We start from the raw sequence: 22,018 nt of genomic DNA, 5'->3' as shown, positions 1-22,018 counted from the left end.
GTCATTTGAAAAAGGAGAGTGCTGTGTCGCGTAGACGCGTCGTAGTCACCGGTATGGGTATGTTGTCGCCACTGGGCACGGATGTGCCGAGCAGTTGGCAGGGCATTCTGGCTGGCCGCAGTGGCATTGGTCTGATCGAACACACCGACCTTTCTGCCTATTCCACCCGTTTTGGCGGCTCGGTAAAGGGCTTCAATGTCGAGGAATACCTTTCGGTCAAGGAAGCGCGCAAGCTCGACCTGTTCATTCAATATGGCCTGGCTGCAGGGTTTCAGGCGGTACGTAACGCCGGCCTGGAAGTGACCGATGCCAATCGTGAGCGCATCGGCGTAGCCATGGGTTCGGGTATTGGCGGCCTGACCAATATCGAAGAAACCAGCCGCACACTGCATGATTCCGGCCCACGACGGATTTCTCCGTTTTTCGTGCCTGGCTCGATCATCAATATGATTTCCGGCTTCCTGTCCATCCACCTTGGGGCACAGGGGCCTAACTACGCCATTGCCACGGCCTGTACTACCGGTACTCACTGTATCGGCATGGCGGCGCGCAACATCATGTACGACGAAGCTGATGTGATGATTGCCGGCGGCGCCGAGATGGCCGCGTGCGGTCTGGGCATGGGCGGTTTCGGTGCCTCTCGTGCGCTGTCGACTCGCAATGACGAGCCGACCCGCGCCAGCCGTCCATGGGACAAGGGCCGTGACGGCTTCGTGCTGTCTGACGGTGCCGGTGCTCTGGTTCTGGAAGAACTGGAACACGCCAAGGCCCGTGGTGCGACGATTTACGCCGAGCTGATCGGTTTCGGCACCAGTGGCGATGCCTACCACATGACGTCGCCACCGGCTGACGGCGCGGGGGCTGCCCGTTGCATCACCAATGCGCTGCGCGATGCCAAGATCAATGGCGATCAGGTTCAGTACATCAACGCCCATGGTACCTCGACCTCGGCCGGCGACCTGGCGGAAGCCTGTGCCATCAAGTCGGTGTTCGGCGATCACGCCTACAAGCTGGCCGTCAGTTCGACCAAGTCCATGACGGGTCACCTGCTGGGCGCCGCGGGTGCGGTCGAAGCGATCTTCAGCGTCCTGGCAATCAACAGCCAGGTAGCGCCACCGACCATCAATCTCGATGAGCCTGACGAAGGTTGCGACCTCGATTTTGTGCCGCACACCGCGCGCAATATGGATATCGATGTTGTCCTGTCCAACTCCTTTGGGTTTGGCGGTACCAACGGCTCGCTGGTGTTCCGCCGGTTCGCTGAATGATGGACAGCTGGGTCGACGGTCAACCGGCTGACGCTCTGTCGCTGAAGGATCGCGGCCTGGCTTACGGCGATGGTCTGTTTGAGACCATTGCCGTGCGACGCGGACAACCTCTGTTACTGGATCGGCATCTGTCGCGCCTGATGGACGGTTGTTCGCGCCTGCGCATCGCTACCGACCATGATCTGGTTCGCGATGAGCTGGTGGCCTATGCCGCGATGCTGAACGAGGGCGTCCTCAAGCTCATCCTCACCCGGGGCGACGGCTTGCGCGGTTATGCCGCTGATCCGCTGGCCCAAGGCCGACGCATTCTGCAAGGCAGCGCCGCGCCAGCTTATCCTGTCGACAATGCCGAACAGGGCATTCGTCTATTCCCTTGTGCGACTCGCCTCTCCAGACAACCTTTGCTCGCCGGTCTCAAGCACCTGAATCGTCTTGAACAGGTGATTGCGCGATCCGAATGGCAAGACACCGGGCATGCCGAAGGCCTGATGCTCGATCAGGCCGGACGTGTCATCGAGGGAGTGTTCAGCAACCTGTTCCTGGTGCGCGAGGGTGTGCTGATTACCGCCGATCTCAAACGTTGCGGTGTCGCCGGCGTGATGCGTGCCGAATTATTGTTTCAAACCGAGTCATTGGGGATCCCCACGCAAGTCACCGATATCACCCTCGAACAGCTGCAATGGGCTGACGAAGTCTTTGTTTGCAACAGCGTTTATGGCATTTGGCCGGTGCGTGCCTACGCTGCACTGAGGTGGCCGGTTGGGCCACTCACCCGTAAACTCCAAACCATTGCCCGCGCGCTACTGGATGCTTGATTCGTGAGACGTAAATTCTTGCTGCTGCTGGAAACCGGATTGGTTCTGGCAGGGCTGCTGTTGGGCGCTTCTGCCTGGAAAATCCATTCGGCGCTGGAACAGCCGCTGAACATCACCCAGGAAGAAATGCTGGAAGTGCCAAAAGGCACGACACCTACTCGTACCCTGTACCGACTCGAAGCCGATGGCGTTATCAAAGACGCGTTCTGGCTTCGCGTCTATTGGCGCTTCAATCTCGCTCGACAACCCCTGCACAGCGGCGAATACCGCATGTTGCCCGGCATGACCGTCGAAGGGTTGATCGACCTGTGGAAGCGCGGCGAAGTTGTTCAGTACAGCGTGACGCTGGTTGAAGGCTGGAACTTCCATCAGGTTCGCGCGGCATTGGCCAAGGATGAAAAACTCGAGCAGACCCTTGATGGTTTGAGCGACGCCAAGGTGATGGAAAAACTCGGCCACGCCGGGATTTTTCCGGAAGGGCGCTTTTTCCCTGATACCTATCGTTTCGTTCGTGGAATGTCCGATGCCGAGTTGCTGAAGACGGCCTATGAACGCCTGGACGAAGTGCTCGCCAAGGAGTGGGAGCAACGCGCTGCTGATGTGCCTTACACCGAACCCTACCAGGCGCTGATCATGGCCTCCCTGGTCGAAAAGGAAACCGGTGTGCCACAAGAACGCGGGCAGATCGCCGGCGTATTTGTCCGGCGCATGGCCATTGGCATGCTGTTGCAGACGGACCCGACGGTGATCTACGGCCTTGGCGACCGCTACAGTGGCAAGTTGACCCGCGCCCATCTCAAGGAAGCGACGCCTTACAATACTTACGTGATCTCGGGTCTGCCGCCGACTCCAATTGCAATGGTCGGACGCGAAGCGATCCATGCGGCGTTGAATCCGGTGGCCGGCAACAGTCTGTATTTCGTCGCGCGTGGCGATGGCAGCCATGTGTTCTCTGATGACCTGGATGCGCACAACAACGCCGTGCGCGAGTTCCAGATCAAGCGCCGCGCAGATTACCGTTCCAGTCCGGCGCCGGCCTCGGTGCCGGAAGCGCCAAGTGCTGAAACGCCAGCGGGAGAAGCCCCGATTCCCGCCGCTTCACCCAATCCCGATCCCGAGGCATTGCCGCCAGAAGCGCCACAACAGGTAGAGCCGAATCAATCGGTACCTGCTCCCGCTTCCGAGCCGGATGCAACTGCACCGCAAAGCCCGCAATGACACTGATTAAGGACTGCCTGTGACTGGCTTGTTTATCACCCTGGAAGGCCCCGAAGGCGCTGGTAAAAGCACGAATCGTGAATACCTGGCCGAACGCTTGCGCGCCGCCGGCATCGAGGTCGTACTGACCCGCGAGCCGGGCGGTACACCGCTGGCCGAACGAATCCGCGACGTGTTGCTGGCGCCGGTCGATGAAGTCATGAACCCGGATACCGAGTTACTGCTGGTGTTCGCCGCGCGAGCCCAGCATCTGGCTGAGGTGATACGTCCAGCGTTGGCTCGTGGCGCGGTGGTGTTGTGTGACCGCTTTACTGATTCCACCTATGCCTACCAAGGCGGCGGGCGTGGCTTGTCGCTTGAGCGTATCGCGGCACTGGAAACGTTCGTTCAAGGTGATTTGCGCCCGGACCTCACACTGATTTTCGATCTGCCCGTGGAAATCGGTCTGGCGCGTGCGACTGCTCGAGGGCGCCTCGACCGCTTCGAGCTCGAAGGCCGCGCATTTTTCGATGCAGTGCGCGGTGCGTTTCTCAAGCGCGCGGAAGCCGACCCGACGCGTTATTTGCTCGTCGATGCCTCCCAGCCGCTGGCGCAGGTTCAGCAGTCTCTGGACGCATTGCTGCCGCGCCTGCTGGAGTTGACCCGTGGCTGAAGCCTATCCGTGGCAGGACGCTCTCTGGCAGCAATTGGCCGGTCGCAAGCAACACGCGCACGCCTACTTGCTGCATGGCCCGGCAGGAATCGGCAAGCGCGCGCTGGCCGAACGTCTGATGGCCAGTTTGCTGTGCCAGCGTCCCAATGCTCAGGATGCTTGCGGCGAATGCAAATCCTGCCTGCTGCTGAAGGCCGGCAGTCACCCCGACAACTACATTCTTGAACCCGAAGAGGCCGATAAGGCGATCAAGGTCGATCAGGTGCGTGATCTCGTCAGCTTCGTGGTGCAGACCGCGCAAATGGGCGGGCGCAAAGTCGTGCTGATCGAGCCAGTGGAGGCGATGAACATCAACGCAGCCAACGCCTTGCTCAAAAGCCTGGAAGAGCCGTCGGGCGATACCGTGTTGCTGCTGGTCAGCCACCAGACCAGTCGGCTGTTGCCCACCATCAAGAGTCGCTGCGTGCAGCAGGCGTGCCCATTGCCCAGTGAGGCCATGAGCCTTGCATGGCTGGCAAAGACGTTGCCGGACTGTTCCGAAGACGAGCGCGTCGAGCTGCTGACTCTGGCGGCGGGTTCGCCACTGGCGGCGGTCAACTTGCAGGCGCAAGGCGTGCGTGAGCAGCGGGCGCTGGTGGTCGATGGTGTGAAGAAGCTCTTAAAGCATCAGCAATCGCCGACCCAACTGGCGGAAGGCTGGAATGCAATTCCTTTGCTGCTGCTGTTCGACTGGTTCTGCGATTGGTCCAGTTTGATACTGCGCTACCAGTTGACCCAGGATGAAGAAGGGCTAGGGCTGGCGGACATGCGCAAGGTGATTCAGTACCTCGCGCAAAAATCCGCTCAGGATAAAGTACTGAACATTCAGGACTGGATCCTCGCCCAGCGCCAGAAGGTCATGAGCAAAGCCAACCTCAACCGGGTGTTGTTGCTTGAGGCACTGTTGGTGCAGTGGGCGTCTTTGCCTACCCAGAAGTGATCGAGTGTGCCTAGACTCTGAACATCAGCAGTGGAGGTCAGCATGAATGAACCCGTCAATTCGGGGCCGCGAAACGGCATCCTGTCCCTGACCATCAAGGACAAGTCGGTGCTGTACGCCGCCTACATGCCCTTCATCAAGAATGGTGGACTGTTTATCCCGACCAACAAAAGCTACAAGTTGGGCGATGAGGTATTCATGTTGCTGAACCTGATGGATGAGGCCGAGAAAATTCCAGTCGCCGGCAAGGTGACCTGGATCACGCCCAAAGGTGCCCAGGGCAACCGGGCTGCCGGTGTTGGCGTGCAGTTCAACGACGGCGACAACACGGCGCGAAATCGAATCGAAACCCATCTGGCCGGAGCCCTTAAATCCGACCGTCCCACTCATACGATGTAAGTTGCAGCCTTTTTTATGCTCGTAGATTCCCATTGTCACCTTGATCGCCTAGACCTCGCCGCTCACAACGGCTCCCTGGATGCAGCACTCGATGCGGCCCGCGAGCGCGGAGTCGGACACTTTTTGTGTATCGGCGTCAGCGTCGATAACGCCGCCGACGTCAAAGCGCTGGCTGAGCGCTATGACGACGTCGATTGTTCGGTAGGCGTGCACCCGCTGGATGTACAGCCGGATGCCGCACCAGCGCTCGATTGGCTGTTGCGCGAGCTCAATCACCCACGTGTGGTCGCCATCGGGGAAACCGGTCTGGACTATCACTACGAGCCGGAAGCGGCAGAACTGCAGCAAGCGTCGTTCCGCCTGCACTTGCAAGCGGCACAGCAAACGGGCAAGCCGGTCATCATCCACACCCGTGGTGCTCGCGCCGACACCTTGAGCCTGTTGCGGGAAGCCGCGCTGCCGCAAGCGGGCGTTCTGCATTGCTTCACCGAAGACTGGGACATGGCGAAAGCTGCATTGGACATGGGCTATTACATTTCCTTGTCCGGTATTGTCACTTTTCGCAATGCCGACGCGCTGCGCGATGTGGCCAGTAAGGTCCCGGCAGACCGTTTGCTGGTGGAAACCGATTCTCCCTACCTTGCGCCGATCCCGCATCGCGGCAAGCCGAACCTGCCGCAATACGTACGCGAGGTAGCGGAATTTCTGGCAATGTTGCGTGGTGAGTCCTACGAGCGATTTGCTGAACAAACGACCGAAAATTTCAAGCGGCTGTTTCCGCTGGCCCATGTGAAAAGCTAAATCGCAGGCAAAAAAAACCCGGGTTCTGGGGGGTGAATCCGGGTTAAGACCATTAGGAGTAAAACAAAGATACGCGGTCCGTTGGTACCTTTATCAGCGCGACACTTGGGGGAGATGTCCCGCCGACAGTTGAAGTATTGATCAGTATTGCGCCGAGTCCAGTTTAGCCCGTCAGATTTTTAAACAATTTTGGAATACGTACGCTTCGGAAGAGTTCTCATCAACGAACTACCCTGCAGGAAATCTACAAGAAACATAGATATGGTCGGATGATCCGTGCATTTTTGCGCAAGTTAGGCATAATACGCGGCTTCGAATTTTGACCCCTACAGACCTTTTCTTATGCATAAAGAACCTCGTAAGGTCCGTGAGTTTCGTCGCCGCGAGCAAGAAATTCTCGATACCGCGCTCAAGCTGTTCCTCGAACAAGGTGAAGACAGTGTCACCGTCGAGATGATTGCTGATGCCGTCGGTATCGGCAAAGGCACGATCTACAAGCACTTCAAATCCAAGGCCGAGATTTACCTGCGGCTGATGCTCGATTACGAGCGTGATTTGAACGAGCTGTTGCATTCGGCTGATGTCGACAAGGACAAGGAAGCGCTGTCCCGCGCCTACTTCGAATTCCGCATGCGCGATCCGCAACGCTATCGACTGTTCGATCGCCTGGAAGAAAAGGTGGTCAAGGGCAATCAGGTGCCTGAGATGGTCGAGGAGTTGCACAAGATCCGCGCCTCGAACTTCGAACGTCTGACCCTGCTGATCAAGGGCCGGATCAGCGAAGGCAAGCTCGAAGACGTGCCGCCTTACTTCCACTACTGCGCATCCTGGGCGCTGGTGCATGGCGCGGTGGCGCTGTATCACTCGCCGTTCTGGAGCAATGTTCTGGAGGACCAGGAGGGTTTCTTCCAGTTTCTGATGGACATCGGTGTGCGCATGGGTAACAAGCGCAAGCGCGACCCCGACACTTCTGGTAGCTGAGCCATTCATTCGCCTTATTGCGCCATGATTTTGCTACATGGCGCCGTACCGCAGGAATATACTCAGGTTTGGGACTTGCTAAAACTTGATTTGTGAGTCAAGTTTTGCGCGTTCTAATTTCCCATTGCCGGAGTGATCCATGATCGTTGACCGTCAAGGCAGACGTTTTCGCAATTTGCGGATCAGCCTGACCTCAGCCTGCAACTACGCGTGCACTTATTGCGTGCCAAACGGCAAGCGGTTGGTCGCTGCGCAGGATGAATTGTCGGCAGAGGCCATGGCGCGAGGCGTGGCCTATTTGATCGAGGCCGCCGGAATCGAGCGCTTGCGGATTACTGGCGGTGAGCCACTGGTCAGTCCCAAGCTCGAAGCCTTCATGACAGCCGTAGGGCAGATGGGGCTGGACGATATCAGCCTGACCACCAATGGCCAGTTACTCGCGAAAAAACTCCCTCTTTTGGTTGATGCCGGAATCCGTCGCATTAACGTCTCCCTCGACACCCTGGATGCCAGCGCTTTTCGCAGCATTGCTCGCGGTGGTGATCTGGCAACCGTGCTCGACGGCATGGATCAGGCCAGCTCAGCCGGCATCAAGATCAAGGTCAACATGGTGCCCTTGCGTGGACAGAATCTTGACCAGGTAATGCCGCTGCTCGATTACTGCCTTGAGCGTGGATACGAGCTGCGGTTTATCGAGCTGATGCGCATGGGGCATCTGGCCAGCGACTCCAACGCCTTCCTGCAACAATTCGTCAGCCTGCAGCAGTTGCTCAGCCTGATTGGTGAGCGCTACGAATACCTGCAAGCCGATGCGCCCGTCGATGCCACTGCGGTGCGCTACGAGATTCCAGAGCAGGGCCACTTCGGCGTCATCGCCAACGAGAGCGTACCGTTCTGTCGCACCTGCTCGCGATTGCGTCTGTCGTCGACGGGATGGCTGCATGGCTGCCTGTCGTCGAGCAACCGTCACTACGTCGGTGACCTGCTGGACAAACCTCGTCATCAGGCGTTGCCAGCCTTGCAGCGACTTCTGGTGAAAGCCCTGGGCGACAAGCAGGAAGTGGCGTTCTCCGGTGGTGCGACCATCATGAAGATTATTGGTGGCTGATTCGCCTCAGGTCCGCATTTTATTTGAAAGACCCGTCATGGCCTCTTCGTGCTGGCGCGGAAGCTGCATCCAACGCCCATTCGCCGGTTTTCCGTCACCGGCCTCTGGAGGATAGGATGCGTAGCCTGGTTTTGCTGCTGGCCATTTTGGCGCTTGGTGGCTGCATGAACGTCAGCGATATGGCCGAAGGGACTCGCTACCACATGAGCGACGCCGGTCTGCTGGACCATAGCGACAGTCGCCGCGTGAATAACCTGCGTATTCAGCCGGACTCCTTCATCTACATCGCCCAAGGTGCTTTCGCGCCGCCCGGCAGCACCACCTACCCACGACCTAACGTGATTGCCGAGGTCGCCTTCGATGGGTTCATCGAGTATTTCCCCATGGTTCGCCGTGCCCGCATGCCCGAAGGGCTTGATGAAGCCATGGTCGAAGCCCGGGCTGTCGGCGCCCACTATCTGCTCTATACGCGTTTCGCCAAGTCCGATGACCGTATCGGCAACTCGGACGAATGGCTCGATCAAGAGGCCGTGGATCGGCTGGGCGTGGACACTGGCGTCATTCAGATCATGTTGATCGAGACCAGCACCCAGTATTTGATTGATACTGCACGCATCAAGAGTCGTGGCGGTTTGCTGACATTCCACGACACCAAGCCGGAAGACCTGATGGGCCCGCCACTCGAACAATACGCGCGCAGCCTGTTGGGCCTCAGTGACCAATAATTTATAAGGAGATCGCCATGAGTGGCCCGCAAAAAGCCAACGACCTGTTGGGGCAAATCCCCAAAACCAAAGGCTTGCCGCCGGTCCACCTGTGGAATCCCGACTTCTGCGGCGATATCGACATGCGCATCGCCCGGGACGGCACCTGGTATTACCTGGGCACGCCGATCGGGCGTAAGCCGATGGTCAAGCTGTTCTCCACCATCATTCGCCGCGACGGCGATGATTACTTCCTCATTACCCCCGTCGAAAAGGTCGGTATCAAGGTCGACGATGCGCCGTTCGTGGCCATCGCCGTAGAAGTAGAAGGCGAGGGCGAGTCCCAGGTGCTGCGCTTTACCACCAACGTCGATGAGTTTGCCGAAGCGGGCGCCGAACACCCGATTCGCGTCGTTACGGACCCCGTCACCCAAGAGCCTGCACCTTACGTGCACGTGCGCACCAACCTTGAAGCACTCATCCATCGCAACGTGTTTTACCAATTGGTGGAGCTGGCCGTGACCCGCGAAATCGATGGGCAACGTTGGTTGGGCGTGTGGAGCGACGGAGAATTTTTCCCTATCGGTCTTGAGCCCTGATCGCTCCTGTGTGGCGCTCGGCGATTTCGAATAAAATCAAATTGACACCCAATCATATGATGATTAGTGTGGGCCTCCTTAGCGAAGGGTACCGAGGGTCTCCATGTCCAGCAGCTTTCACGCATCGACGGTCGACTGGCTCGGTAGCTGGATCGCCGCTGGCCAGGTAAAGCCCGGTGAAACCCTCAAGGTAGAAGCCGACCTTGGCGAGCAGCTCGGTGTCAGCCGCACTGTCATCCGTGAGGCCATCAAAACGCTGGTCGCCAAAGGTCTGCTCGAAGTCGGCCCGAAGGTGGGGACGCGGGTTCTGCCAGTGCGGCGCTGGAACCTGTTTGATCCGCAAGTCGTGGGATGGTTATCGCGCAACGGTTTGCCGGAAAACTTCGTCGACGATCTCCTCGACCTGCGCCGAACCATCGAGCCAATGGCCGTGCGTTGGGCTTGCGAAAGAGCCACGGTCGACCAGGTGCAAGCCATCCTGCAGGCCTACAACGCGCTGGAACGTGCGGTGGAAAGCGGCATCGATTACAACCGCGCAGACCAGTTCTTTCACGAATGCATCCTCGCCGCTAGCCACAACCAGTTCATCGAACAGATGGTCCCGGCGCTCGGTGCGTTGCTGGCTGTCTCGTTCGAGGTGTCCGCAGCCGATCCCGACGAATTGCGCCGCACCCTGCCGATCCACAAAGACATGGCCGACGCTATCGCCGCGCGGGATGCTGCGCGCGGTGTCTGGGCCTGCATGACCCTCATCGACAATGCCGACCTGGCCATCAAGCGGTTCTACCCACAAGTCATGGCTGACCGAAAAGCCAGCTGAAAAAATACATTCTCCCCGTGGGAGCGAGCCTGCTCGCGATAAGGCCGGCAAATCCAGCAATGATGTTGACTGACACACCGTCATCGCGAGCAGGCTCACTCCCACCTAAAACAAGAACATTGCAGGAGGTTTCATGACGTGGACCGCAGTGACCGGACACCGCGCGCAGCTCGGCGAAGGCCCGTTCTGGGACGTCCCCACCCAAGCGCTTTACTGGGTGGATATTGCTGGCAAGCAAGCGCTGCGGTTGATCGGCGCCAATGTGCAGATCTGGGAGATGCCGGAGCACGTGTCTGCCTTCATTCCTTGCGAAAGCGGCGATGCGCTGGTGACATTGAGCAGTGGCGTGTATCGACTGGACCTTGACTCACCAGGTCTTGAGCCGCGTCTGACCTTACTCTGTGTCGCTGATCCGCAGCCGGGCAATCGACCCAACGAAGCGCGTTGCGATGCTCACGGAAGACTCTGGCTCAGCACCATGCAAAACAATATCGGCGAGCAGGGCGAGGACTTGCCCGTCGTGCGACGTTCCGGTGGCCTGTTTCGTATCGACCGTGATGCGCGGGTCATGCCGTTGCTCCGCGGGCTAGGCATCCCCAACACCTTGCTGTGGAGCGATGACGCAACCACCGTGTATTTCGGCGACAGCCTCGACAGCACGCTCTACCGGCATTTCATCCGCACCGATGGCAACCTCGATGCAGCGCAGGTCTGGCTCGGTCCCCATGAACGCGGCGGTCCTGACGGCTCGGCGATGGATGCCGATGGATTCATCTGGAACGCCCGATGGGACGGCAGTTGTTTGCTCCGATTGACGCCGGACGGCAAAGTCGACCGCGTGATCGAGCTGCCAGTCAGCCGACCGACCAGCTGTGTGTTTGGCGGTGCAGACTTGAAAACCCTCTACATCACCAGCGCAGCCAGCCCGCTAAACCATCCCCTGGACGGCGCTGTTCTTTCCATCGAAGTCGAAATACCCGGAAAACGTTGTCAGCGCTTTACAGGTTAGATCCCTAAATATGGGATGTAAAATTATATATTGAGATTATTGAGTCGTCAGGTTTATAGTCGGCTATCAGTTACACGCACTCACACTTAAAAAAATAAAACAGGTGAAGTGATGCAGCTATTTTCAAAAAAAGCTTTCGTCCGGACATCCTCAGATGCCCGGTTTTTGTCGTGCCTGCGAAAAGGAGTCTTGATCCATGGCTGAACCTTTATCCCTGCCGCCAGTTCCCGAGCCGCCAACGGGCGAGCGACTGAAAAACAAGGTCGTGCTGTTGACTGGCGCCGCCCAGGGCATTGGCGAAGCCATTGTCGCGACCTTCGCCTCCCAGCAGGCCAAGCTGGTCATCAGCGACATCCAGGCGGAGAAAGTCGAAAAAGTCGCGGCGCACTGGCGTGAAAAGGGCTTCGATGTCCAGGCCATCAAGGCCGACGTTTCACGCCAGGAGGATCTGCACGCCATGGCCAGATTGGCCATCGAGCTGCACGGTCGAATCGACGTGCTGGTCAATTGTGCCGGGGTCAACGTGTTCCGCGATCCGCTGGAAATGACCGAAGAGGATTGGCGTCGCTGCTTCGCCATCGATCTGGATGGCGCGTGGTATGGCTGTAAAGCGGTGCTGCCGCAAATGATCGAGCAGGGCATCGGCAGCATCATCAATATTGCCTCGACCCATTCCACCCACATCATCCCGGGCTGCTTCCCGTACCCGGTCGCCAAACATGGCCTGCTCGGCCTGACACGAGCGCTGGGCATCGAATACGCGCCGAAGGGTGTCCGCGTCAACGCGATCGCGCCGGGCTACATCGAGACCCAACTGAACGTCGACTACTGGAACGGTTTCGCCGATCCCCACGCCGAACGTCAGCGTGCTTTCGATCTGCATCCACCGCGCCGCATCGGGCAGCCGATGGAGGTGGCGATGACGGCCGTGTTCCTGGCCAGCGATGAAGCGCCGTTCATCAATGCTTCGTGTATCACCATCGATGGTGGCCGCTCGGTCATGTACCACGACTGAGTAAAACAGGTCTCAGGCGGACGACTTCGCCTGAAATCCAATCATCATACGATATGACTATTTTCCGCTTTATCGAACTCTACAAAAATAACAAGGAGTCAGCTTATGAATCGTCGTCGTGGGATCCGTTCCCTGTGCTGTGCCGCCTTGGCGGTCACTGCAGTCAGCCTCGGCAGTACGTTAATGGCGGCCGAGGAAGTGAAGATCGGTTTTCTGGTCAAGCAAGCGGAAGAGCCCTGGTTCCAGACTGAATGGGCGTTCGCCGAAAAGGCCGGTAAAGAAAAAGGTTTCACGGTCATCAAGATCGCCGTGCCCGACGGCGAGAAAACCCTATCGGCTATCGACAGCCTGGCTGCCAATGGCGCCAAGGGCTTCGTGATTTGCCCGCCGGATGTCTCCCTGGGCCCTGCAATCATGGCCAAGGCCAAACTCAACGGCTTGAAAGTGATCGCCGTCGATGACCGTTTCGTCGATGCCAGCGGAAAATTCATGGAAGACGTTCCGTACCTGGGCATGGCGGCGTTCGAAGTCGGCCAGAAACAGGGCAACGCCATGGCCGCCGAAGCCAAAAAACGCGGCTGGGACTGGAAAGACACCTACGCGGTGATCAACACCTACAACGAACTCGACACCGGCAAGAAACGCACCGACGGCTCAGCCAAAGCCCTGGAAGATGCCGGTCTGCCGAAAGACCACATTTTGTTTTCGGCACTGAAAACCCTTGATGTGCCGGGCAGCATGGACGCCACCAACTCGGCGTTGGTCAAACTGCCAGGCGCAGCAAAAAACCTGATCATCGGCGGCATGAACGACAACACCGTACTGGGCGGCGTGCGCGCTACCGAAAGCGCCGGGTTTGCAGCAGCCAACGTCATCGGCATTGGCATCAACGGCACCGACGCCATTGGCGAACTGAAGAAAGCCAACAGTGGTTTCTTCGGCTCGATGCTGCCTAGCCCGCACATCGAGGGCTACAACACTGCCAGCATGATGTTCGAGTGGGTCACCACTGGCAAAGAGCCGCCCAAGTACACCGCGATGGACGACGTCACCCTGATCACTCGCGAGAACTTCAAGCAGGAACTGGAAAAGATCGGCCTCTGGAATTGAGGGTTGATTGATTTCGCTGGTGGCCCTGGCGACGGGGCTGCCTGATCTGTGTGATGAGGTGGTTATGCACGCGCAAACACAACTGCAACACAGTGCCGGCGGCAGCTTGCGCTTCAACGGGATCGGCAAGACCTTTCCCGGGGTGAAAGCGCTGGACGGCATCAGCTTCGTCGCCCATCCGGGACAGGTTCACGCCTTGATGGGTGAGAACGGTGCTGGCAAATCCACGCTGTTGAAAATTCTCGGTGGCGCTTACACGCCAAGCAGCGGCGATTTGCAAATCGGCGATCAGACGCACGTCTTCAAGTCGACGGCTGACAGCATCGGCAGTGGCGTCGCAGTGATCCATCAGGAGCTGCACCTGGTGCCGGAAATGACGGTCGCAGAAAACCTGTTCCTCGGTCATCTGCCTGCAAGCTTCGGCCTGATCAATCGCTCGGCATTACGGCAACAGGCGCTGGCTTGTCTCAAAGGACTGGCCGACGAAATCGATCCGCAAGAGAAAGTAGGGCGCCTGTCCCTCGGTCAGCGGCAACTGGTGGAAATCGCCAAGGCGTTGTCACGCGGCGCCCATGTGATCGCGTTCGACGAGCCCACCAGCAGCCTGTCGGCACGAGAAATCGATCGCTTGATGGCGATCATCGGCCGCCTGCGGGACGAGGGCAAAGTGGTGCTGTACGTCTCCCATCGCATGGAAGAAGTCTTCCGCACCTGCGATGCCGTCACGGTGTTCAAGGATGGTCGCTACGTGCGCACCTTCGAGGACATGAGCGCGCTCAGTCACGACCAGCTAGTGACGTGCATGGTCGGTCGCGATATTCAGGACATCTACGATTACCGTCCTCGGCAGCGCGGCGCCGTCGCGCTCAAGGTGGATGGCTTGCTCGGTCCTGGCTTGCGCGACCCCGTGAGTTTTGACGTGCACAAAGGCGAAATTCTCGGGCTGTTCGGTCTGGTCGGCGCCGGTCGCACGGAGCTGTTGCGCCTGCTCAGCGGGCTCGAACGCAACACCGCCGGACGCCTGGAACTTCGCGGCCACGAACTGAACCTGCGCTCCCCCCGGGACGCCATCGCGGCGGGCATTTTGCTGTGCCCCGAAGACCGCAAGAAGGAAGGCATCATGCCGCTGTCCAGCGTCGCCGAGAACATCAATATCAGTGCTCGCGGCGCGCATTCCACGTTCGGTTGCCTGCTGCGCGGCTTATGGGAGAAGGGTAACGCCGACAAACAGATCAAGGCCCTGAAGGTAAAAACCCCCGATGCGGCGCAGAAGATCATGTACCTCTCCGGAGGCAATCAGCAGAAGGCCATTCTCGGTCGCTGGTTGTCGATGCCGATGAAAGTACTGCTGCTCGACGAGCCCACTCGCGGCATCGACATCGGCGCGAAAGCCGAGATCTACCAGATCATCCACAACCTGGCCGCCAGTGGCATCGCAGTGATCGTGGTGTCCAGCGACCTGATGGAAGTGATGGGGATTTCCGACCGCATTCTGGTGCTGTGCGAAGGCGCGATGCGCGGCGAACTCACCCGCGAACAGGCCAATGAATCCAATCTGCTGCAACTGGCTTTGCCACGCCACCGCGCTGACGGCGTGGCGAACTGAGAGGTGACTATGATGACAACCCAAAACAACGCTTTGCCTACCGAGCGCAAGCCTTTGGACCTGCGCCGGTTTCTCGATGACTGGGTCATGTTGCTCGCGGCCGTCGGGATCTTCGTGCTCTGCACACTATTGATCGACAACTTCCTTTCACCCTTGAACATGCGCGGCCTGGGACTGGCGATTTCGACGACCGGGATCGCAGCTTGCACCATGTTGTACTGCCTGGCGTCGGGGCATTTCGACCTGTCAGTAGGTTCGGTGATTGCCTGCGCCGGTGTCGTGGCGGCGGTGGTGATGCGCGACACCGACAGCGTATTTCTCGGGGTCAGTGCAGCGCTGCTGATGGGCCTGATAGTCGGGCTGATCAACGGCATCGTCATTGCCAAACTGCGGGTCAACGCGTTGATTACCACGCTGGCGACCATGCAGATCGTTCGAGGCCTGGCTTACATTTTTGCCAACGGCAAAGCGGTCGGCGTCTCCCAGGAGCAGTTCTTCGTGTTCGGTAACGGTCAGTTGTTTGGCGTTCCGGTCCCCATCCTGATCACCATCGTCTGCTTCCTGTTTTTCGGCTGGCTGCTCAATTACACCACCTACGGACGCAACACCATGGCCATCGGCGGTAACCAGGAAGCGGCGCTGCTGGCCGGGGTGAATGTCGACAGAACCAAGATCATCATCTTTGCCGTGCATGGCGTGATCGGTGCGTTGGCCGGGGTGATCCTGGCGTCGCGAATGACCTCCGGGCAACCCATGATTGGCCAGGGTTTTGAGCTGACGGTCATCTCGGCGTGCGTGCTGGGTGGCGTGTCGCTCAGCGGTGGGATCGGCATGATTCGGCATGTGATTGCCGGGGTGTTGATACTGGCGATCATCGAGAATGCGATGAACCTGAAGAACATCGATACGTTTTATCAGTATGTGATTCGGGGTTCGATACTGCTGTTGGCCGTGGTGATTGATCGCCTGAAACAGCGCTAACACGGGTGTCTGTTTCTTCTTTGATTTCAGTAAAAAAGGAAGCGTCCTACATACAAACTATTTCATAAGCGCCTTACTTCGCCGTGTTTGGATTCCGCCCAAAGCAGAAGCTTCCGGTGGAATCCCGGTCGCTTATGCCGTAGGAAATCTGTTAATGGAACTAACAAAAATATTTTCGCCACAGAACCGGCGTCTGATCAAATTCACGTCCGCAAATGAGGGAAAGCAAGAACTGCTCCTTGAACAGTTCTCTGGCACTGAAGGGTTGTCGACATTATTCAGTTTCGAGTTGTGGTCTACACGGGAGATGACGGCAGCGTCACGGTGCAAATGGTCCGCCCGCCGGACGAAGCGCGCAAATTAAAAAATCTGCAAACCCACGGCGTCGACCCCTTCACATTTCGCATGCCGGGGCGAACGCCATGACTCATCCCATCTGTCTGGGCGATTCCACCAGCAGCGGTGGCACGGTCGTGTCCTGCCAGCTTGAAAGTACTCATCGTCTTAACGGCAAAACACCGGTGGTCTTGGGCGACAAGGCGACGTGCCCGTTACATCTGGGGGAATTCGCCTTCATCGAAGGGCATTCGCACCGGCGTATGAAGGGCATACCTGTCGTATTGCAGGGGCATCTACTGGCCTGCGGCTGTCATGGCGTGGCGAGCAATGCGCTGAACGTGAGAGTGACTTGAGCGGCAATCCCGGCGTTTCAGTTCAACGAAATAAACGCGAAAATTTTTGTTGTTGAGGCTCGCCCGCGATGGCGGTTAATCTGACTCGCCCTGTCATCAAGAAAAACCCCAACCTCCCGTCACCTCCCTGAAATATTCCTTGCTGATCCCAGCCCGTTTCGGTTATCACTTTGTACATGATTAGACAGGTACGATTTGACAAGAAACAACGGGTGGTCGACGAACTCATCCGGCGGATCGAAAGTGGCCTCATGGAGGACGGCTTTCTGTTGCCGGGCGAGCATCAGTTGGCTCAAGAATTCAAGGTCAGCCGAGGGACGCTGCGCGAAGCCCTGGCCGAACTGAAGCGGCGCAACTACATCGCAACCCAAAGCGGGGTTGGTTCCATCGTCACGTTCGACGGTGTAGTGCTCGATCAGCACAGTGGCTGGGCTCAGGCATTGGCCGACAGCGGGGCGCTGGTCAATACCGAAGTGCTGCGGCTGGAGGCGGTGGACCGGCCTGATTTGTTGTCGCGTTTCGGCACTGAGAAGTTCATCACCCTCGACCGTCGCCGTCGCACCAACGATGGCACGGTGGTCTCTCTCGAACGCTCGTTGATGCCCGCCACAGGAGGCCTGGAAAGCCTGCCGCGGGTCGGCCTGATCGACAATTCCCTGACCATTACCCTGGCCGCCTACGGCTACATCGGAGAGCGCGGTGATCAATGGATCGGCGCCGAACCCTTGAACGCCGAGGACGCCGAGTTGTTGGGTCGTCCGGTTGGCACCGTCTTTCTCAAGGCGCTACGCACCACGTACGACCGGCAAAATCGCTTAATGGAACAGGTCGAAAGCCTGCTCGATCCCGTGCACTTTCGCCTGCACCTGCAATTTGGAACTTCAAAATGACCGTGCTCAACCGTGCCCTCGGCGCGTTTTATGGACTGGCCTTGGGCGATGCGCTGGGCATGCCCACACAATCCTTGAGCCGGGCTGAGATCAAGGCACGCTTCGGCCAGATCACTGACCTGCAAGACGCAGGTGCGGATCAACCGATCGCAGCGAATATGCCTAAAGGGTCGATCACCGACGACACCGAGCAAGCGATTCTGGTCGGCCAGTTGATGATCGAGGGTCAGGGCACTATCGATCCTGCGATGCTCGCTCAGCGGCTGATCGAATGGGAAGCCGAGATGCAGGCCAAGGGCTCGCAGGATTTGCTCGGCCCTTCGACCAAGCGTGCCATTGAGATGATTCTTGCCGGGCATTCACCGGAAGAGGCAGGACGCTATGGCACCACCAACGGTGCAGCGATGCGCATTACCCCCATCGGGATCGCGGCAGACGTCGCTGATCCTGAACGCTTCATCAACGCAGTGGTGCAGGCCTGTCAGGTGACCCACAACACCACGCTGGGGATTTCCAGCGCAGCGGCGGTGGCGGCGGTGGTTTCTGCCGGGATCAACGGCATGGACCTGGGCGAAGCCTTGAACCTCGGCCAGCAGATGGCTCAGCGATCCGAAGGTCGCGGCCACTGGGTGGCAGGGGGGCGTATTGCTTCGCGTATCAGTTGGGCACGGAGCATCAGCGTCGACAGCGACAAGGCCTTGCTGGCTGACTTGATGTACGACGTCATTGGCACCTCGGTGGCGTCGCAAGAGTCGGTGGTTGTGTCGTTTGCCTTGGCCCAACAGGTGGCCATCGGCGAGATGAGTGCCTTTGAGTCGCTGTGCATGGCGGCCAGTCTGGGGGGCGACACCGACACCATCGCGGCGATCCTCGGCGCAATGCTTGGGGCCTGCCTGGGCCTTGAGAGCTGGCCGGCGGCGATGATCGAGCAGGTCAAAACCGTCAATGGTTTGGAGCTGGAACCTCTTGTGAAAGGACTCCTTACCCTCCGTTGAGATATGCAAAACCCTGTAGGAATTGCCGAAGGCTGCGATCTTTTGATCTTCAGCAGCGTTCACACCGCTAAAAATCAAGGTCAAAAGATCGCAGCCTTCGGCAGCTCCTACAGGGTCGGCGGCACCTATGCGTCATTGCCGAAAACGATAAAAAATGGCAACAGGAGTATTTCACATGAGTTCATCAACCGCCGGGCAAAGCGTCGGCCAGCTGGAAACCCGTGGCATCGAACCGGTGCCGGAAGCGGAATGTAACGGTCATCCGCTGCAACTGTTCTGGGTCTGGTTCGCGGCCAACATTTCCATTCTCGGCCTGCCGCTGGGCGCTACGCTAGTGGCGTTTCGCGGCCTGGCGATCTGGCAGGCAATCATCGTCGCCATCCTCGGCGCTGCCGGCTCCTTTGCGGTGGTCGGCATCATTTCCATCGCCGGTCGGCGTGGTCGCGCACCGAGCCTGACCCTGTCGAGGGCAATCTTCGGCGTGCGCGGCAACATCGGCCCGACGCTGGTCTCGCTGATGTCGCGTCTGGGATGGGAAACCGTCAACACCACCACCGCCGCGTTCGTCTTGCTGTCGCTGTGCTCGATCCTGTTCGGTTCGCCGGTGGAAGCCAAAAGCGCCCCCGTGCTGACCCTGATATTCATTGCGATTTTCGTGCTGCTGACCTTGTCGGTCTCCGGCCTCGGTCACGCCACGCTGCTGGTGATCCAGAAGTGGGCCACCTACGTGTTCGGCGCGCTGAATATTGTGGTGGGCGGTTTTCTCTGCGCCACCATCGACTGGAGCGCAGTGTTCAATGCCACGCCGGCACCGCTGAGCGCAATGATAATCGGCGTCGGCACCATGGCCGCCGGCACCGGGATCGGCTGGGCAAACGCGGGTGCGGACATGTCGCGCTATCAGCATCGCAGCGTCAAAGCCGTGCGTCTGGTCGCTTCAGCCGCCTTCGGTGCGGGGATTCCGTTGGTGTTGCTGATCACCCTCGGTGGACTGCTATCGGTGGGCAATAACGACCTGGCCTCGGCGACTGACCCGATCATTGCGATCCGCGACATGCTGCCGACCTGGATGGCCGTGCCCTATTTGATCACCGCGTTCGGTGGTCTGCTGCTGTCGAACAACCTGTCGGTCTACTCCGCTGGCTTGACGACCTTGACCCTTGGCCTGAAGGTCAAACGGGTCTACGCCGTGGTCGTCGATATCGTCGCGATCTTCGCAGGTTCGATCTACTTCATGCTGATTGCCGACAGCTTCTACGGCCCGTTCATTACCTTCATTTCGCTGCTGGCAGTGCCGATCACTGCGTGGGTCGGGATCTTCGTTGTCGACCTGATGCACCGTCATTACTACAGCCCCAAAGACTTGCTGGACGTCAGCCCGAGCAGCGCCTACTGGTATCGCGGCGGCGTAGAGTGGCGTGCGTTCGGCGCCTGGGCGCTGGCAATCGTGCTGGGCTTCAGTTTCACCACCATCGGCACCACCGAGCAAACGCTCTGGTTTCGCGGGTTCCTCTCCGACTCATGGTTGGGTCATAACGGCCTCGGCTGGATTGTGACGTTCCTGGTGGCGGGCGGGATTTACTTTGTGTTGGGCGGGGCGAAAGATCGTCGCCCTGGTGTGGTCGAGAGCGCTCATGCCTAGATTGCTGCATACCGGCCAGGTCATTATCGACTTGGTCATGTCCGTCGATGCGTTGCCTCAGTCGGGCGGTGATGTGCTGGCGCAGTCCGCCAGTTTCGAAGCAGGCGGTGGCTTCAACGTCATGGCGGCGGCCCAGCGCAATGGTTTGCCGGTGGTGTACCTCGGACGCCATGGCACGGGTCGGTTCGGCGATCTGGCGCGGGAGGCCATGAACGCCGAAGGCATTCGCATCGGTATTGCTCACCCTGCCGAGCGCGACACCGGCCTGTGTGTCGCAGTGACCGAAGCGTCGGCCGAACGCAGTTTCATCTCCTACATCGGTGCCGAGGGCGAACTGACGGCCGAAGATCTGGCCAGCGTGCCGGCCGAGGCGGGGGATTATGTCTACGTCAGCGGCTACAGCCTGCTGCATGGCGGCAAGGCACAGGCGCTGGTGGATTGGGTGCTGGCGTTACCGAAAGGCATCAACGTGGTCTTCGATCCAGGCCCGCTGGTGGATTCGCCGGAGGCTCCGTTGATGCAGTCGTTGTTGCCACGTATTGATCTATGGACAAGCAACAGCGTCGAAGCGCTGCGGTTCACCGGAGTGTCGGAGATTGGCGAGGCGCTGACTTCGCTGGCCGACCATCTGCCCCCCGATGTGCTGATGGTGGTGCGCGATGGTCCGCAGGGATGCTGGGTCGAACAGCGTGGCGAGCGTCGGCATGTCCCGGGCTTTAAGGTCGAGGCGGTGGACAGTAATGGTGCAGGTGATGCCCATTCGGGTGTGTTTGTCGCGGGATTGGCCAAGGGATTACCGGCGGTAGAGGCTGCGCGCCGCGCCAACGCGGCGGCTGCTTTGGCTGTGACTCGGTGGGGGCCGGCGACATCGCCAGGGGCGGATGAGGTTGATGAATTAATCAGGAACAGTTCCTGAACTTCACCCTCGAGGGAGTGGGACTTCACCTGCACTCGGGATTTTGAAAAGATCGCAGTGACGGCAACATCCTGCATAACCTCTGCAGGCGCCGACGAGCCTGCGATCTTTTGATTTTCAGCGAATTAAACGTCCAGCTTTCGCGCCTCTTCCACGCCCGCAGCGCTGAGCTTGATCGGCAGGTGCAGGGCGTGTTCGCCGGCCTCGTTACAGGTCACATGCCCGTGATGAATCAGGCCACGTTCCTGCAAGGCGGCGAGAGTACTGGCCACGACTTTTTCCCCTCGGTAATTGTCCAGAACCTCTTTGCCCAGCCCACTCGGGTGGGCGTGCAGCAGGCGGGTCAAGACTTCTTTTTCAAGGTTTTTATCTACGTTCATGCTTACCTCTTCATGGATGTGGATAGGTCGCTCGCGTCCGCGAACTATTGGCTGGCGCCCCCTTCGGAACCTGAACCTCCTGTGGTGGTTTTCGAACCGGTGCCAGTGTCTGCGTTGTCAGGTGTTTGAGCGTCAGGCATGTTCATTCCACCTTGACGGCCCGTGTCGCTGCCCTGAGTCCGAGGGTCGGTGCCCGTGGAAGGCGGCAGGCTACTGTCCACGCCCGTGCCGTTGGTGTTGATACCGGGGGCGCTTTGGATGGCGGGGGATTTAGGGCTTTCAACCGGGTTGGTCGGCCCCGTGCCGGTGGCGACGGTGGCAGCAAAAGCAGTAGAGGACAGCAGCGTAGCGAGTGTGAGGGCGGTCAATTTGGACATGATCATGGTGTCGTCTCCATTTGTTTAGAGTCCTTACCTGATATTGGTCCGCCCTCGATTT

At 58.9% G+C, this 22,018-nt stretch carries 24 protein-coding genes; 22 read left to right on the top strand and 2 right to left on the bottom strand.

Translation table 11 applies throughout. From position 1 onward, the window contains the following. Positions 1-23: 23 nt before the first annotated feature. From fabF to ACA063_RS21635, 22 genes are all read left to right on the top strand, one after another. Complete coding sequence (gene fabF, locus ACA063_RS21740; RefSeq protein ID WP_162436428.1) at positions 24-1,268, top strand: beta-ketoacyl-ACP synthase II; 1,245 nt, start codon at positions 24-26, stop codon at positions 1,266-1,268. Next, positions 1,268-2,083: an aminodeoxychorismate lyase gene (gene pabC, locus ACA063_RS21735; protein ID WP_497666565.1), complete on the top strand. Its 816-nt coding sequence runs from the start codon at positions 1,268-1,270 to the stop codon at positions 2,081-2,083. The genes fabF and pabC overlap by 1 nt, the downstream gene beginning before the upstream one ends. 3 nt (positions 2,084-2,086) lie before the next feature. Beyond that, positions 2,087-3,301 carry an endolytic transglycosylase MltG gene (mltG, locus tag ACA063_RS21730; protein ID WP_497663332.1) on the top strand — a complete coding sequence of 405 codons (1,215 nt, stop codon included), beginning with the start codon at positions 2,087-2,089 and terminating at the stop codon, positions 3,299-3,301. A gap of 19 nt (positions 3,302-3,320) precedes the next feature. Further along, positions 3,321-3,953 (top strand): dTMP kinase, encoded by a 633-nt coding sequence (gene tmk, locus ACA063_RS21725; protein WP_497663331.1) that lies wholly within the window; start codon positions 3,321-3,323, stop codon positions 3,951-3,953. Further along, entirely contained in the window at positions 3,946-4,932 is a 987-nt protein-coding gene (locus tag ACA063_RS21720) for a DNA polymerase III subunit delta' (protein WP_497663330.1), read from the top strand. The genes tmk and ACA063_RS21720 overlap by 8 nt, the downstream gene beginning before the upstream one ends. A 42-nt stretch (positions 4,933-4,974) precedes the next feature. Beyond that, entirely contained in the window at positions 4,975-5,331 is a 357-nt protein-coding gene (locus ACA063_RS21715) for a PilZ domain-containing protein (protein WP_497663329.1), read from the top strand. Between the two features lie 15 nt (positions 5,332-5,346). After that, positions 5,347-6,132, top strand: coding sequence for a TatD family hydrolase (locus ACA063_RS21710; RefSeq protein WP_497663328.1), 786 nt, complete (start codon positions 5,347-5,349; stop codon positions 6,130-6,132). A 342-nt stretch (positions 6,133-6,474) separates the two neighbouring features. Beyond that, positions 6,475-7,113, top strand: coding sequence for a TetR/AcrR family transcriptional regulator (locus ACA063_RS21705; protein WP_162436422.1), 639 nt, complete (start codon positions 6,475-6,477; stop codon positions 7,111-7,113). Between the two features lie 139 nt (positions 7,114-7,252). Continuing rightward, a complete protein-coding gene (locus ACA063_RS21700; RefSeq protein WP_497663327.1) occupies positions 7,253-8,221 on the top strand; it encodes a GTP 3',8-cyclase MoaA in 969 nt (322 codons plus the stop codon). 116 nt (positions 8,222-8,337) lie between these two features. Continuing rightward, entirely contained in the window at positions 8,338-8,946 is a 609-nt protein-coding gene (locus ACA063_RS21695) for a DUF4823 domain-containing protein (RefSeq protein WP_497663326.1), read from the top strand. Between the two features lie 17 nt (positions 8,947-8,963). Beyond that, on the top strand, positions 8,964-9,524 hold the full coding sequence (locus ACA063_RS21690; RefSeq protein ID WP_497663325.1) for a DUF1285 domain-containing protein: 561 nt from the start codon (positions 8,964-8,966) through the stop codon (positions 9,522-9,524). Between the two features lie 103 nt (positions 9,525-9,627). Then, positions 9,628-10,344: a FadR/GntR family transcriptional regulator gene (locus tag ACA063_RS21685; RefSeq protein ID WP_162436418.1), complete on the top strand. Its 717-nt coding sequence runs from the start codon at positions 9,628-9,630 to the stop codon at positions 10,342-10,344. 133 nt (positions 10,345-10,477) lie between these two features. Further along, positions 10,478-11,353, top strand: coding sequence for an SMP-30/gluconolactonase/LRE family protein (locus ACA063_RS21680; RefSeq protein WP_497663324.1), 876 nt, complete (start codon positions 10,478-10,480; stop codon positions 11,351-11,353). Between the two features lie 196 nt (positions 11,354-11,549). Beyond that, the gene (locus ACA063_RS21675) at positions 11,550-12,368 is read left to right on the top strand and encodes an SDR family oxidoreductase (RefSeq protein WP_497663323.1); all 819 of its coding nucleotides are present in this window, start codon (positions 11,550-11,552) and stop codon (positions 12,366-12,368) included. A gap of 105 nt (positions 12,369-12,473) precedes the next feature. Then, positions 12,474-13,478, top strand: coding sequence for a substrate-binding domain-containing protein (locus ACA063_RS21670; protein ID WP_497663322.1), 1,005 nt, complete (start codon positions 12,474-12,476; stop codon positions 13,476-13,478). Between the two features lie 64 nt (positions 13,479-13,542). After that, on the top strand, positions 13,543-15,084 hold the full coding sequence (araG, locus tag ACA063_RS21665; protein WP_497663321.1) for an L-arabinose ABC transporter ATP-binding protein AraG: 1,542 nt from the start codon (positions 13,543-13,545) through the stop codon (positions 15,082-15,084). Between the two features lie 12 nt (positions 15,085-15,096). After that, positions 15,097-16,065, top strand: a complete 969-nt coding sequence (gene araH, locus ACA063_RS21660) for an L-arabinose ABC transporter permease AraH (RefSeq protein ID WP_162436413.1) — start codon at positions 15,097-15,099, stop codon at positions 16,063-16,065. A 422-nt stretch (positions 16,066-16,487) separates the two neighbouring features. Next, positions 16,488-16,757, top strand: a complete 270-nt coding sequence (locus tag ACA063_RS21655; RefSeq protein ID WP_497663320.1) for a PAAR domain-containing protein — start codon at positions 16,488-16,490, stop codon at positions 16,755-16,757. 176 nt (positions 16,758-16,933) lie between these two features. Next, a complete protein-coding gene (locus tag ACA063_RS21650) occupies positions 16,934-17,647 on the top strand; it encodes a GntR family transcriptional regulator (RefSeq protein ID WP_497663319.1) in 714 nt (237 codons plus the stop codon). Beyond that, a complete protein-coding gene (locus ACA063_RS21645; RefSeq protein WP_497663318.1) occupies positions 17,644-18,642 on the top strand; it encodes an ADP-ribosylglycohydrolase family protein in 999 nt (332 codons plus the stop codon). Before ACA063_RS21650 ends, ACA063_RS21645 begins: the two co-directional genes overlap by 4 nt. Positions 18,643-18,817: 175 nt before the next feature. Beyond that, on the top strand, positions 18,818-20,284 hold the full coding sequence (locus ACA063_RS21640) for a purine-cytosine permease family protein (protein ID WP_497663317.1): 1,467 nt from the start codon (positions 18,818-18,820) through the stop codon (positions 20,282-20,284). Next, positions 20,277-21,200 (top strand): PfkB family carbohydrate kinase, encoded by a 924-nt coding sequence (locus ACA063_RS21635; RefSeq protein WP_497663316.1) that lies wholly within the window; start codon positions 20,277-20,279, stop codon positions 21,198-21,200. The genes ACA063_RS21640 and ACA063_RS21635 overlap by 8 nt, the downstream gene beginning before the upstream one ends. A 125-nt stretch (positions 21,201-21,325) precedes the next feature. Here ACA063_RS21635 and ACA063_RS21630 read toward each other — a convergent pair whose 3' ends face one another. Continuing rightward, positions 21,326-21,580 carry a hypothetical protein gene (locus ACA063_RS21630; protein WP_497663315.1) on the bottom strand — a complete coding sequence of 85 codons (255 nt, stop codon included), beginning with the start codon at positions 21,578-21,580 and terminating at the stop codon, positions 21,326-21,328. A gap of 44 nt (positions 21,581-21,624) precedes the next feature. After that, positions 21,625-21,963: a hypothetical protein gene (locus ACA063_RS21625; protein WP_497663314.1), complete on the bottom strand. Its 339-nt coding sequence runs from the start codon at positions 21,961-21,963 to the stop codon at positions 21,625-21,627. Positions 21,964-22,018: the final 55 nt, after the last annotated feature.

It is taken from the genome of Pseudomonas sp. LBUM1643, assembly GCF_059716215.1.
Note: the sequence above shows the minus strand (reverse complement) of the source record. Positions and strands in the feature narration are given on the sequence as shown.

Excerpts from the sequence above, each read along its gene's own strand:
- ACA063_RS21655 (WP_497663320.1), top strand. The coding sequence starts at position 16,488 with ATGACTCATCCCATCTGTCTGGGCGATTCCACCAGCAGCGGTGGCACG.
- ACA063_RS21625 (WP_497663314.1), bottom strand. The coding sequence starts at position 21,963 with ATGATCATGTCCAAATTGACCGCCCTCACACTCGCTACGCTGCTGTCC.
- ACA063_RS21650 (WP_497663319.1), top strand. The coding sequence starts at position 16,934 with ATGATTAGACAGGTACGATTTGACAAGAAACAACGGGTGGTCGACGAA.
- ACA063_RS21630 (WP_497663315.1), bottom strand. The coding sequence starts at position 21,580 with ATGAACGTAGATAAAAACCTTGAAAAAGAAGTCTTGACCCGCCTGCTG.
- ACA063_RS21685 (WP_162436418.1), top strand. The coding sequence starts at position 9,628 with ATGTCCAGCAGCTTTCACGCATCGACGGTCGACTGGCTCGGTAGCTGG.
- ACA063_RS21700 (WP_497663327.1), top strand. The coding sequence starts at position 7,253 with ATGATCGTTGACCGTCAAGGCAGACGTTTTCGCAATTTGCGGATCAGC.
- araG (WP_497663321.1), top strand. The coding sequence starts at position 13,543 with ATGCACGCGCAAACACAACTGCAACACAGTGCCGGCGGCAGCTTGCGC.
- ACA063_RS21635 (WP_497663316.1), top strand. The coding sequence starts at position 20,277 with ATGCCTAGATTGCTGCATACCGGCCAGGTCATTATCGACTTGGTCATG.
- ACA063_RS21670 (WP_497663322.1), top strand. The coding sequence starts at position 12,474 with ATGAATCGTCGTCGTGGGATCCGTTCCCTGTGCTGTGCCGCCTTGGCG.
- pabC (WP_497666565.1), top strand. The coding sequence starts at position 1,268 with ATGGACAGCTGGGTCGACGGTCAACCGGCTGACGCTCTGTCGCTGAAG.
- ACA063_RS21690 (WP_497663325.1), top strand. The coding sequence starts at position 8,964 with ATGAGTGGCCCGCAAAAAGCCAACGACCTGTTGGGGCAAATCCCCAAA.
- ACA063_RS21705 (WP_162436422.1), top strand. The coding sequence starts at position 6,475 with ATGCATAAAGAACCTCGTAAGGTCCGTGAGTTTCGTCGCCGCGAGCAA.
- ACA063_RS21645 (WP_497663318.1), top strand. The coding sequence starts at position 17,644 with ATGACCGTGCTCAACCGTGCCCTCGGCGCGTTTTATGGACTGGCCTTG.
- ACA063_RS21715 (WP_497663329.1), top strand. The coding sequence starts at position 4,975 with ATGAATGAACCCGTCAATTCGGGGCCGCGAAACGGCATCCTGTCCCTG.
- ACA063_RS21640 (WP_497663317.1), top strand. The coding sequence starts at position 18,818 with ATGAGTTCATCAACCGCCGGGCAAAGCGTCGGCCAGCTGGAAACCCGT.
- ACA063_RS21710 (WP_497663328.1), top strand. The coding sequence starts at position 5,347 with ATGCTCGTAGATTCCCATTGTCACCTTGATCGCCTAGACCTCGCCGCT.
- ACA063_RS21680 (WP_497663324.1), top strand. The coding sequence starts at position 10,478 with ATGACGTGGACCGCAGTGACCGGACACCGCGCGCAGCTCGGCGAAGGC.
- ACA063_RS21675 (WP_497663323.1), top strand. The coding sequence starts at position 11,550 with ATGGCTGAACCTTTATCCCTGCCGCCAGTTCCCGAGCCGCCAACGGGC.
- ACA063_RS21695 (WP_497663326.1), top strand. The coding sequence starts at position 8,338 with ATGCGTAGCCTGGTTTTGCTGCTGGCCATTTTGGCGCTTGGTGGCTGC.
- araH (WP_162436413.1), top strand. The coding sequence starts at position 15,097 with ATGACAACCCAAAACAACGCTTTGCCTACCGAGCGCAAGCCTTTGGAC.